1 protein-coding gene is annotated in these 13,763 nt (G+C 63.1%); it reads left to right on the top strand.

Annotation, left to right across the window (positions count from 1 at the left end; all coding sequences use genetic code 11):
- Nucleotides 1–9: 9 nt before the first annotated feature.
- Nucleotides 10–13,668, top strand: coding sequence for a non-ribosomal peptide synthase/polyketide synthase (locus PSH65_RS22570; RefSeq protein ID WP_305422455.1), 13,659 nt, complete (start codon nt 10–12; stop codon nt 13,666–13,668).
- Nucleotides 13,669–13,763 lie beyond the last annotated feature (95 nt).

Raw genomic sequence — 13,763 nt, 5'->3', positions numbered from 1 at the left:
GAACAACGCGTGCAAGAGTTAATCGAGTCGGTAGGACAACTTTCGGCTAAGCAAAGAAAGGCTCTGGCGGTTCTGCTCAAGCAGAAAGGCGTCAACCTTTTTGACATTGCCCCGGTTTTCAAGCGCACGCCTGAAGAGCCGTTGTTGCTGTCCTACGCTCAGCAGCGCCAGTGGTTTCTCTGGCAATGGGCGCCGCACAGCGCGGCCTATAACATTCCGACGGCCCTGCGCTTGCAGGGGCCGCTGGATGTGGCCGCGTTGCAGCGCAGCGTCCAGGCGCTGATCGAACGTCACGAAACCTTGCGCACGGTGTTCACTCAAGACGCCGGGCAACCCTTGCAAACGATCCTGCCCGCAGGCTCGTTTGCCCTGGATATTCACGAGCTGAACCCTGAACTGGCGGCTAACCCGCAAGCGTCGATCCAGGCCTTCGTCCAGACCCAGAGCCAGAAAGCTTTCGATTTGCAGACCGGCCCGCTGTTGCGCGCGGCCCTGCTGCAAGTCTCCCCGCAGGAGAATGTGCTGGTACTGACCCTGCATCACATCGTCTCGGACGGTTGGTCGTTGCAGGTGATGATCGAGGAGCTGGTGCAGTTGTATGCCGGCTTCAACCTAGGGCACGACACCGGGCTGCCGGCCCTGCCGATTCAATACGCCGACTATGCCCTGTGGCAGCGGCAGTGGATGGAGGCCGGCGAACAGGAACGTCAACTGGCCTACTGGCAACAAAAGCTCGGTGGCGAGCAACCGGTGCTGGAGCTGCCCGCCGACCGTGCGCGGCCGGTGGAGCAAAGCTTTGCCGGGGCCAGCCATAACCTGATTCTGGACCCGGCCCTGAGCGATGGACTCAAGGCCTTCGCCCGCCGGGAAAACGTCACGCTGTTTGTGTTGTTGCTGGCCTCGTTCCAGGCCTTGCTGCACCGCTACAGCGGCCAGGCCGACATCCGCGTCGGTGTGCCGGTGGCCAACCGTGGGCGGGTGGAAATCGAGCGTCTGATCGGTTTCTTCGTCAACACTCAAGTGCTCAAGGCGGATGTCGACGGCCAAGCCAGCTTCGTCGATCTGCTGCGTCAGGTTCGGCAAACCGCCCAGGAAGCCCAAGCGCACCAGGACCTGCCGTTCGAACAACTGGTGGAAGCCCTGGAGCCGGGACGCAGCCTGAGTCACAGCCCGTTGTTCCAGGTGATGTTCAATCACCAGGCCGAAAGTCGGATCAGCGTCGAGACTCGGTTGAACGGGTTGAGCATCGAGCCGCTGGAATGGCAAAGCGCAACCGCGCAGTTCGACCTGGTGCTGAACACCACCGAACAGGCCCATGGCATTGAAGCGGTGCTCAAATACGCCACCGACCTGTTCGAACCGGCGACCATCGAGCGTCTGGCGCAGCATTGGTGCAACCTGCTGCGGGCGATCGTGCAGGACCCGACCCAGCGCATTGCCCAATTGCCAGTGCTCGATGACGCGCAGCAACAGCAACTCCTCGCGCACTGGAACCCGAGCCCGGTGGTGCATCCGGTCAGCCAGTGCATTCATCAGTTGATCGAGGCTCAGGCCGAGCGTCATCCGGAGGCGCCGGCGGTGGTGTTCGCCGGGCAACGGCTGACCTACGCCGAACTCAATCGCCGGGCCAACCAATGGGCGCATCAGCTGATCGCCCGTGGCGTCGGCCCCGATGTGCGGGTGGGCGTGGCGGTGGAACGTTCGCTGGACATGATCGTCGCCATCGTCGCCGTGCTGAAAGCCGGTGGCGCTTATGTGCCGCTGGACCCGAGCTATCCCGACGACCGTCTGCGTTACATGATCGAGGACAGCGGGATCGAGTTGTTGCTGACTCAAGGGCATCTGCTGGCGCAGTTGCCGATTCCTCCGGGGCTGGCTTGCCTGGACTTGAATCAAGCGCCGCAGGACAGCAGCACGGCCAACCCGCCATGCCGGACCAACCCGGACAACCTCGCCTATGTGATTTACACCTCCGGGTCCACCGGCAAGCCCAAGGGCGCGTTGCTGCCCCATGGCAATGTCATTCGCCTGTTCAGCGCCACCGATCACTGGTTCGGCTTCGGCCCCGAAGACAGCTGGACCCTGTTCCATTCCTACGCGTTCGATTTCTCGGTCTGGGAAATCTTCGGCGCGCTGCTCCACGGCGGCAAACTGGTGGTGGTGCCCCACGATGTCACCCGCTCGCCGGAAGACTTCTACACCTTGCTCTGCGACGAACAGGTCACGGTGCTGAACCAGACGCCGTCGGCGTTCAAACCGCTGATGCAAGTGGCCAGTGCCTCGTCGCGCAATCACGCGCTGCGTTACGTGGTGTTTGGCGGTGAAGCGCTGGAAGTGCAGAGCCTGCGCCCGTGGTTCGAACGTTTCGGCGACCGCGCGCCAACCCTGATCAACATGTACGGCATCACTGAAACCACCGTGCATGTGACCTACCGTCCGCTGTCCATGGCGGACTTGCAACAGAGCCACAGCAGCCCGATCGGCGAGCCGATTGTCGACCTGTCGTGGTACTTGCTCGATGACGCGCTGAACCTGGTGCCCCAAGGGTGCATCGGCGAGTTGTACATCGCCGGGGCCGGGCTTGCGCGGGGGTATCTGAACCAGCCGGGCATGAGCGCCACCCGTTTCGTTCCGGACCCGTTCAACCCTCTGGCCGGCGAACGCCTGTACCGCACCGGCGACCTGGCGCGGCTGCGTGGCGACGGTGTGATCGAGTACATCGGCCGTATCGACCACCAGGTGAAGATTCGCGGTTTCCGTATCGAGCTGGGGGAAATCGAAACCCAATTGCTCAACCATGACGCGGTGCGTGAAGCCGTGGTGCTGGCGGTCGAAGGGCTCAGTGGGCAGCAACTGGCCGCGTGGATCGTGCCGAGCGAGCCAATGGAAGCGGACGCCCATGCCAGCCTGCGCGATTCGATCAAGGCGCAATTGCGTGAAACCCTGCCGGACTACATGGTGCCGGTCAGCTGGGTATTCCTCGAACGCCTGCCGCTGACGGCCAACGGCAAGCTCGATCGCAAGCAACTGCCCAACCCCGATGTGAGCCAAGTGCAAGAGGCTTATGCGGCACCGCGCAGCGAACTCGAACAACGCCTGGCGGAGATCTGGCAGGACGTGTTGAAAGTCGAGCGGGTCGGGCTCAACGACAATTTCTTCGAATTGGGCGGCGATTCGATCATCTCGATTCAGGTGGTCAGCCGGGCGCGTCAGGCGGGCATCCGCTTCTCGCCCAAGGACATGTTCCAGCACCAGACCGTGCAACGCCTGGCCACCGTCGCCCAGCAGAGCGATGCGGTGCAGGCGATGCAAGGTGATGTGCTCGGCACGGCTGTGCTGACGCCGATTCAACAGTACTTTTTCGCCACCGACATTCCCGAGCGTCAGCACTGGAACCAGTCGATCCTGCTGACCCCGGCCGAACCGCTGCAAGCGGCGGCGCTGGAACAGGCCCTGGAACATCTGCAACGGCATCACGATGCCTTGCGTCTGCGCTATCGCCAGACCGCAGGTGAGTGGGTGCAGGAACATGCCGCCGTCGATCAGCCCAACGCACTACTGCGCAGCGTGGCATTGCCAGACAGCGAGGCCTTGCCGGCGCTGTGCCTGGAGTTGCAGCGCAGCCTGAACCTGAGCGCCGGCCCGTTGATCCGTGCCGCACTGGTGGACTTGCCCGATGCCAGCCAGCGGCTGCTGTTGGTGATCCACCATTTGGTGGTCGATGGTGTGTCGTGGCGGATCCTGCTGGAAGACCTGCAAACCGCTTATCAGCAACTGAGCGCCGGGACACCGTTGCGCTTGCCGGCCAAGACCACCGCGTTCAAGGATTGGGGCGAGCGTCTGCAAGGTTATGCGCGCAGCGCCGGGCTGGAAACCGAACTGAATTACTGGCGCGGGCAACTGGCCGAAGCACCGGTGGACTTGCCGCTGGACAATCCCCAGGGACAATTGCAGAACCGCTTCGAGCGCAGCGTCGATACGCGTCTGGACGCCGAGCGCACCCGGCAGCTGCTGCAACAGGCACCGGCGGTCTATCGCACCCAGGTCAACGATTTGCTGCTGACCGCACTGGCCCGGGTGCTGTGTGAATGGACCGCTGCCGACAGCGCCCTGGTGCAGCTCGAGGGGCATGGTCGCGAAGACCTGTTCGACGACCTCGACCTGAGCCGTACCGTGGGCTGGTTCACCAGCATGTTCCCGGTGCGCCTCACGCCGCAGGCCAGCCTCGAAGCGTCGATCAAGGGCATCAAGGAACAACTGCGTTCGATCCCGAACAAGGGCATCGGCTATGGGGTGCTGCGTTATCTGGGCAGCGCCGATACACAGGCGGCCCTGAGCGGTTTGTCCCAACCCAAGGTGACGTTCAACTACCTGGGCCAGTTCGATAACAACTTCGACGAGGGCGCGTTGTGGGTGCCGGCCACCGAAGACAAGGGCGCAGGCCAGGACGAACAGGCGCCGATGAGCAACTGGCTGACCATCGACGGCCGCGTCTACCAGGGGCAATTGAGCCTGACCTGGACCTACAGCGGTGACGTGTTCGAAGAGGCAACCATCAACAAACTGGCCCGCGCGTATGAAGTCGCGCTGGGCGAGTTGATCGACCATTGCCTGAGCCATCCGAGCGGCGGCCTGACCCCTTCCGATGTGCCACTGGCCGGGTTGTCTCAGGCTCACCTCGACAGCCTGCCGATCGCCGCGCAGCGCATCGAAGACATTTACCCGCTGGCGCCGATGCAGCAGGGCATTCTGTTCCACAGCTTGTACGACGCCGATGCCAGCGCTTACGTCTATCAGATGCTGCTGGATATCGACGGTCTGGATGTACCGCGCTTCCAGCAAGCCTGGCAGCGGGTGGTGGATCGTCATGAAGTGCTGCGCGCCGGTTTCATCTGGGGCCGCGACGGCCTCGATACACCGCTGCAAGTGATCTATCGCCAGCTGACCCTGGAAATGCCGGAAGTGGATGTGCGCGCCGAACCGGATCTGCAAGCCGTGCTTGAGGCCCGTGCCTTGGCTGATCGCGAACGCGGTTTCGACTTGCAGAACCCGCCGCTGCTGCGCCTGTGCCTGCTGCGCACCGCCGATGATCGTCATCGCCTGATCTTCACCTGCCACCACATTCTCATGGACGGCTGGAGCAACTCGCGGATGTTTGGCGAAGTGCTGCAGGATTACGCCGGGCATCCGGTGTCGAGTGCCCAGGGCCGTTATCGCGACTTCCTGGCCTGGCTGCAACGCCAGGACAAGGGCGCGGCGCAGGCCTTCTGGCGTGGGCAGTTGGCTGAACTGGACGAGCCGACGCGGCTGGCCTCGGCCTGCCACGGGCAAGCCGTGCCCGGCCCCGGCAAAGGCGTGCATAAGCTGACCTTTGACGCAGCCTTCACCCAGCGCCTCAACGGTTTCTCGCGCCAGCAGCAAGTGACGCTCAACAGCCTGGTGCAAGCCGCGTGGCTGTTGGTGTTGCAGCGCTACACCGGGCAGAGCAGTGTCGCGTTCGGCGCGACGGTGTCCGGTCGTCCGGTGGACCTGCCGGGCATCGAGCAACAGTTGGGCCTGTTCATCAATACCCTGCCGGTGATCGCCAGCCCGCAAGCGACCTGCAGCGTCAGCGACTGGGTGCGCGGCGTGCAGGACAAGAACCTGCTGCTGCGCGATTACGAACAGACGCCATTGCAAGACATTCAACGCCTGGCCGCGCTCAACGGCGAAGCGTTGTTCGACACGTTGCTGGTGTTTGAAAACTACCCGGTGTCCGACACCCTGGAGGCCAATCCGGGCGGGTTGCGTTTCAGCGGTCTCGAACACCGTGAGCAAACCAACTACGGCCTGACGCTGATCGCCGGTGCCGGCGAGGTGTTGAGCCTGGACTTCAACTACCTCACCGAGCACTTCGCCGAGCGCAGTATTGTCGACCTGGCCGCTCATCTGGAAGAAGTGCTGCGTCAGTTTCTCGATGCACCGCAACGGGTGCTGGGCGAGATCGGCCTGTTGCCGGCCACCGAGCTGCGCACTCTGGCCGAATGGAACGACCATCACGCGCCATACCCGGCCCAGGCCTTGATCCATCAGGGCTTTGAAGCCCAGGTCGAAGCGCGGCCACAGGCGATTGCCTTGCGCCATGCTGGTGCCGAGCTGAGCTACGCCGAACTCAACCGCCGCGCCAACCAATTGGCCCGTCATCTGCAAACCCTGGGTGTCGGTGCGGAAGTCCGCGTCGGCGTGGCGATGCCCCGTTGCGCTGAGCTGGTGATTGCTCTGATGGCGGTGCTCAAGGCCGGTGGCACCTACGTGCCGCTGGACCCGGACTACCCGGCGGATCGCGTGGCCTACATGCTCGACGACAGCCAGGCGCGGGTGTTGCTGACGCAGCAGCCTTTGCTGTCGCAGTTGCCTGAAACCCAGGCGCAGGTGGTGTTTGTCGAGGCTGGCGGCGTGAGCTTTGCCGATCAGGCGCCGCACAACCTTGAAGGCGAGATCGACTCCGCCAACCTGGCGTATGTGATTTACACCTCCGGTTCCACCGGTAAACCCAAAGGCGTGGCGATCGCTCATCGCAACGTGCAGGCGCTGATCCACTGGTCCCGCGAGGTGTACAGCGAGCAAGACCTGCAAGGTGTGCTGGCTTCGACCTCGGTGTGCTTCGACCTGTCAGTGTGGGAGATTTTCGTCACCCTGGCCCGCGGTGGCTCGATCATCATGGCGCGCAACGCCCTGGAATTGCCGGACCTGCCGGAGCGCGATCAGGTGCGCCTGATCAACACCGTGCCGTCGGCCATCGCGGCGTTGCAGCGCACCGGGCAGATCCCGCAGGGCGTGCGCATCATCAATCTTGCGGGTGAGCCGCTCAAGCAAGCGCTGGTGGACACGCTGTACCGGCAGACCTCGGTCGCGCACGTTTACGACTTGTACGGGCCGTCGGAAGACACCACCTATTCGACCTGCACCCGCCGCGCAGCCGGCGGCCAGGCCAACATCGGCCGGCCGCTGGTGAACACCACCGCGCACCTGCTCGATGCCCAGTTGCAGGCCGCACCGATTGGCGTTGCCGCCGAGTTGTACCTGGCCGGCGACGGCATTACCCGTGGCTATCTGTTCCGTCCGGGCCTGACCGCTGAACGCTTTGTGCCCAACCCGCTGGCCAGCGACGGCGAGCGGATGTACCGCACCGGCGACCTGACCCGTTTGCGTGACGACGGGGTGATCGAATACGTCGGCCGCATCGACCATCAGGTCAAGGTGCGCGGGTTCCGTATCGAACTGGGTGAAATCGAAGCGCGCCTGCTGGCCCACGACACCGTGCGCGAAGGCGTGGTGCTGGCGATGGAAGGCCACAGCGGCCAGCAACTGGTGGCCTATGTGGTGCCGACGCAGGCTGATCTGAGCCCGCAACAGCAGGACGATCTGAGCGAAGCGCTCAAGGCCGGACTCAAGGCGCACCTGCCGGATTACATGGTGCCGGCGCAGTGGTTGTTCATCGAACAACTGCCGCTGACCCCCAACGGCAAACTCGACCGCAAGGCCTTGCCGACCCCGGACGCCAACCCGCTGCAGCGCGATTACGTGGCACCGCGCACCGCGCTGGAACAGCAGATTGCCGGGATCTGGCAGGACATTCTGAAACTCGATAGGGTTGGCCTGACCGACAACTTCTTCACCCTGGGCGGCGACTCGATCATCTCCATTCAGGTGGTGAGCCGGGCGCGTCAGCAGGGCATCAGCTTCACGCCCAAGGATCTGTTCCAGCAGCAGACCGTCCAGGGGCTGGCCACTGTCGCGCAGCTCGGCAAAGCCCTGGCACCCACCGATCAAGGCCCGGTGACAGGTGAGACACCCTTGCTGCCGATTCAGCAATGGTTCTTCGAGCAACCCTTGCCGCAGCGTCATCACTGGAACCAGTCGGTGTTGCTCAAACCGTTGACCCCTCTGCTGGCCGCGACGCTTGAGCAGGCCTTGCACGCACTGATCGATCATCACGACAGCCTGCGCCTGGGCTTCACCGAAATCCCATGCAGATGGTCGGCAAGTTATCGGACCGTGGAACAACAGCGCCTGTCACCGTTGTGGCTGGAAACGGTCAGTGATGCCGCCCACCTGGAACGCGTCGCCGAACACGCCCAGCGCAGCCTGGATCTGCAACAAGGTCCGTTGTTGCGCGCGGTGTTGTTCGAGTTGCCCGAGGGCGAACAGCGCTTGTTGTTAATCGTTCATCACCTGGTGGTCGATGGTGTGTCGTGGCGGATCCTGCTGGAGGATTTGCAGGGCAGCTACCGCCAGTTACTGGCCGGCGAACCGTTGGCATTGGCGGCCAAGACCACGTCCTTCAAGCATTGGGCCGAGCAATTGCAACGTCACGCCCGCAGTGAATCGCTGCTTGGACAACTGCCTTACTGGCAGGCGCAGCGCTCGGACGGCGCGCCGCTGCCGCAAGATAATCCCCAGGGCAGCCTGCAGAGCCGTCATGCCTTGACGCTTTACAGTCGCCTGAACCCGACCTTGACCCGACGACTGCTGCAACAGACCCCGGCGGCTTACCGCACACAGGTCAACGACCTGTTGCTGACGGCGCTGGCACGGGTGATCGCCCGTTGGAGCGAACAGTCGTCGGTGCTGATTCAGCTCGAAGGCCATGGTCGTGAAGATGTGTTCGACGGCCTCGACCTGACCCGCACAGTAGGCTGGTTCACCAGCCTGTTCCCGGTCAAATTGACCCCGACCCAGGAGCTGGCCGGCTCGATCAAGCAAATCAAGGAGCAACTGCGCGCGATTCCGGATCGTGGCCTGGGTTACGGCGTGCTGCGTTATCTGGGGGACGAGGCTTGTCAGGCGTCGCTGCGGGACCTGCCGACACCGCGTATCACCTTCAACTACCTGGGCCAGTTCGATGGCAGCTTCGATAGCCAGAGCGGTGCCTTGTTTGTGCCGGCCGGCGAAGGCAAGGGCGCAGAGCACAGTCACGATGCGCTGCTGGGTAACTGGCTAACGCTCAATGGTCAGGTGTACGGCGGCGAGTTGAGTGTCGGCTGGTCGTTCAGCACGCACATGTTCAACGCCTCGACCATCGAACGCCTGGCCGAGGAGTACGCCCGGGAACTGGAGCTGCTGATCGAGCATTGCTGCCAGCCGGACAGCCACGGAGTCACACCGTCGGACTTCCCGTTGGCGCATCTGGATCAGTCCCGACTGGATACCTTGCCGGTCGCCCCGTCCCGGATCGAAGACATCTATCCGCTGTCGCCGATGCAAGAGGGCATGCTGTTCCACACCTTGTCGGACAATGGTTCGAGCCTGTACGTCAATCAGATCAGTTTGCCGGTGGGCGGTCTGGATGTTGAGCGTTTGCGCAAGGCCTGGGAGGCGGTCATCGAGCGTCAGGCTATCCTGCGCACCAGCTTCCATTGGCACGATGGCTTGGCCAAACCGCTGCAAATTGTCCAGCGTCAGGCGACGCTCGATTTGCAGGTGCTCGACTGGCGCGATCGCGACGCCAGCGAGGCGGACATCGCCGCGCGGGCCGCCGAGGACCGCGCGCGAGGCTTCGAGCTGACCCGTGCGCCACTGCAGCGAGTGTTGTTGATTCGCACCGCTGAAGATCAGTACCGGATGGTCTGGACCAGTCATCACATCCTGATGGACGGCTGGAGCAGCTCGCGGCTGTTTGGTGAGGTGATCCAGCACTACGCCAAGGGGCAAATCAGCGCTGAAAACGGTCGCTACCGCGACTTCATCGCCTGGTTGCAAGCCCAGGACCAGGACGCTCGGGAGCTGTTCTGGAAAGCCCGGCTGGCCCCGGTCAACGAGGCGACGGCGTTGAGCCAGGCCATCCATCCACGGCATGTGTCCGATGAGCCCGGCCACAACGCCATTTACTCCCATTGGGACGCGCAACAGACCGGTCGTCTGCTGCAGTTCTGCCGCGATCTGCGGATTACGCCGAACACGTTGATCCAGGGCGCATGGTTGCTGCTGTTGCAGCGCTACACCGGGAAAAACACCGTGACCTTTGGTGCCACGGTGTCCGGGCGTCCCGAGAGTTTGCCCAATGTCGGCAACATGCTGGGTCTGTTCATCAACACCTTGCCGATCATTCAGACGCTGGAACCGGATCAGCCTCTGGCAGACTGGCTGAACCGGATCCAGGCCTACAACCTGGATATCCGCGACCACTCCCAGGTGCCGTTGGCGGACGTGCAACGCTGGTCCGGCCTGGGCGGGCAGGCGCTGTTCGACAGCATCATCGTGTTCGAGAACTACCCGATCGACGACCGCCTGCAAGAGGACAACGACACCGGCCTGAGCTTCGGCAAATCCATCGGCCATGACGTGACGAACGTGCCGATGGACCTGGCAGTGACGCTCGGCGACGAACTGTCGATCGAATACCTGTACCTGCGCAGCCACTTCAGTGCCGAGGCGGTGGAAGGAATTCGCCTGACCCTGGAAAACACCCTTGAGGCGATGATGCGCGCGCCTTACGAACGCCTGGGTAACCTGCAGCGTCTGTCGCTCGAGCAATGGCAGGCGATGCAAACCTGGAGCGCCGAACCGCCGGCGGAGCATCAACCGCAACTGTTGCCGGAGCTGATCAGCCGACACGCACTGAGTCAGCCCGAGGCCATTGCGGTGCAATGCGCCGGGTTGAGCCTGAGTTACGGCGAACTGGAACGCCGGGCCAATCGTCTGGCCCACTGCCTGATCGAACACGGCGCAGGGCCGGAAGTGGTGATCGGCGTGGCCCTGCCGCGTTCGCTGGAAATGGTCGTCAGCTTCCTCGCCGTGCTCAAAAGCGGCGCGGCGTATGTGCCGCTGGACATCGATTATCCGCCGGAGCGTCTGGCGTACATGATCGAAGATTCGGGCATGGCGCTGCTGCTGACCCGGAGCAGTTTGCGAACGACGTTACCGGCGCCCGAGGGCCTGTTGCGCCTTGAGCTGGATCACCTCGACGAGTCGCGTTATTCCGATGAGACGCCGCAGTGCCGGGTGTTGGAGCACGGGCTGGCTTATCTGGTTTACACCTCGGGTTCTACCGGGCGGCCAAAAGGCGTGGCGGTTACCCAGGGACCGCTGAGCATGCACTGTCAGGCCATCGCCAAACTGTATGAAATGGACACCCGCAGTTGCGAGTTGCACTTCATGTCGTTCGCCTTCGACGGTGCCCACGAACGCTGGTTGAGCACGCTGTACAGCGGCGGCCGGCTGGTGGTGCGGGACGGTTGCCTGTGGACGCCGGAGCAAACCTACCAGGCACTGCACGAATATGGCGTGACCATCGCCTGCTTCCCGCCAGCCTACCTCAAGCAACTGGCCGAGTACGCCGCAGCCAGCGGAATTGCACCGCCACCGGTGCGCATCTATTGCTTCGGCGGCGACGCGGTGCCGGACCAGACTTTCGAACAGGTCAAGGCGGCGCTGCGTCCCGAGTACTTCACCAACGGCTATGGCCCGACGGAAACCGTGGTCACGCCGATGCTGTGGAAAGTGCCGGTGAGCCAGCAGTGTGAAGCGGCTTATGCGCCGATCGGCCGGGCGGTGGGCGCGCGTTCGCTGTATGTGCTGGATGAGGAGCTGAATCCGCTGCCGCCAGGTTTTGCCGGCGAGTTGTACATCGGTGGCTACGGGGTTGCCCGTGGTTATCACGGCCGGGCGGACCTGACCTGCGAACGCTTCGTGCCCAACCCGTTTGCCGGCAGCGAGCGGCTGTACCGCACCGGCGACCTGGTGCGTTTGCGCCAGGATGGCGTGGTCGATTACGTCGGTCGCATCGACCATCAGGTCAAGGTGCGCGGGTTCCGTATCGAGCTGGGTGAAGTCGAGGCCAGCCTGCGGCAACTGGCGCAGGTCAGCGACGCTTTGGTGATCGCCCGGGACAATGCTTCCGGCAAGCAACTGATCGGTTACGTCGTCACCGAGGCCGGGCAGGAGTTGGGCGATGAACTCAAGGCCGGACTGCGCAGCACCTTGCCGGAATACATGGTGCCGGCGCAGATCGTCTGCCTCAGTGCCTTCCCGATCACCCCCAACGGCAAGCTCGACCGCAAGGCATTGCCCGAGCCGGAATTCAAAAGCGAGGAATACGTCGCCCCGCGTAATCAGCAGGAACAACTGCTGGCGGACATCTGGTCGCAGGTGTTGCAGGTGGAGCAGGTCGGTATCAGCGACAACTTCTTCGAACTGGGCGGCGACTCGATCCTGAGTCTGCAAGTGATTTCCCGGGTCAGGAACCACCCGACCTTGCAGATGGAACTCAAGCTGCGCGATCTGATGCGCTACCAGACCATCGCCGGTATCGTCGAACAGGACGTGGTGAAGGCGGGCACCGCGCAACCGTCGGTGGACCTCACCCATGTGGCCAGTGAAGGGTTGTTCAATCTGCTGCCGATTCAGGAGTGGTTCTTTGCCGAGGGCATGGCCGAGTCTCATCACTACAACCAGTCGTTTTTGCTGAGTGCACGTCAGACGCTGGATCTGGATGCCCTGGAACAGGCGCTGGGCTGGATCGAAAACCATCACGACACCTTGCGCCTGCGTTTCTGTCAGGAAGGCGGGCGTTGGTTGCAGCGCTATGCCGCACCGACCGAACGCCGCGAGCCGGTGCTGTGGCGCCGCGAGGTCGAGAGCAGTGAGCAGGTCGAAGCCTTGGCCAACCTGACTCAGCGCAGCCTCAAACTCGACGATGGACCGGCCTGGCGTGTGGTGCACATCGCCTTGCCGGACGGCCAGGCGCGGCTGTTGATGGTCATCCACCATCTGGTGGTCGACACCGTATCGTGGCGGATTTTGCTCGATGACTTGAAGGTGGCCTACGAGGCCTGCGTGATGGGCGTCGAACCGCGACTGCCGATCCGCACCAGCAGCTATCGCGCATTTGCCGAAGCATTGCAGGCGCAGGCGCCGGTGATTGCCGAGCAGGAATTGGGCTACTGGCTGGAGCAACTGGATCAGCCGGGCGTCGACCTGCCGTGCGACAACCGTCGCGGCAAGAATCAGGTGCGTCACCAGGCCCAGGCGCGGCTCAAGTTGTCTCGCGAGCACACCGAGCAGTTGCTCAAACAGGCGCCGGCGGTCTATCGCACGCAGATCAACGATTTGCTGCTGGCGGCCCTGAGCCGGGCGTTGTGTCGCTGGAGCGAACAGCCGTCGGCGCTGATTTTGCTGGAAGGGCATGGTCGCGAGGACCTGTTCGAGAACATCGACCTGAGTCGCAGCCTGGGCTGGTTCACCAGCATGTTCCCGGTCCGGCTCACCCCCGACAGCACGGACATCGGTGCGTCAATCGTCAATGTGCAGGCGCAGTTGGCGGCCATCCCGCAGAAGGGCATCGGCTACGGCGTATTGCGTCACCTGGCCGGCCCGCAACTGGCCCGCCAATTGGCCGATCTGCGGCAGGCACGGGTGACGTTCAACTATCTGGGGCAGTTCGATCAGAGCTTCGACGAGCAGGCCCTACTGGTGCCGGCGCTGGAAGAAACCGGCGACAACTACAGCCTGCAGGCCAATCTGGGCAACTGGCTGGAGGTTGTCGGCCAGGTGTATGACGGCCAATTGGCGCTGCGTTGTATCTACAGCACCCAGCGTTATCGGGCCAGCACCATGGAGCGGTTCATGCAGGATTATCAACGCGAGCTTGAAGCGTTGATCGAGCATTGCATGGCACGGGTGGGCTGAGTGCCGGGGTTTTAATCATTGCCGGGGGGCGTTGTCACTTTTTGCTGACGCGCCCCTTTTACTGACGCCTTTTTTGGTGGATAGAAGGATTTTTC

It is taken from the genome of Pseudomonas sp. FP603 (genome assembly GCF_030687415.1).
Taxonomy (GTDB): domain Bacteria; phylum Pseudomonadota; class Gammaproteobacteria; order Pseudomonadales; family Pseudomonadaceae; genus Aquipseudomonas; species Aquipseudomonas wuhanensis.
The sequence above is the reverse complement of the archived record's forward strand: the minus strand, read 5'-3'. Positions and strand labels throughout refer to the sequence as shown.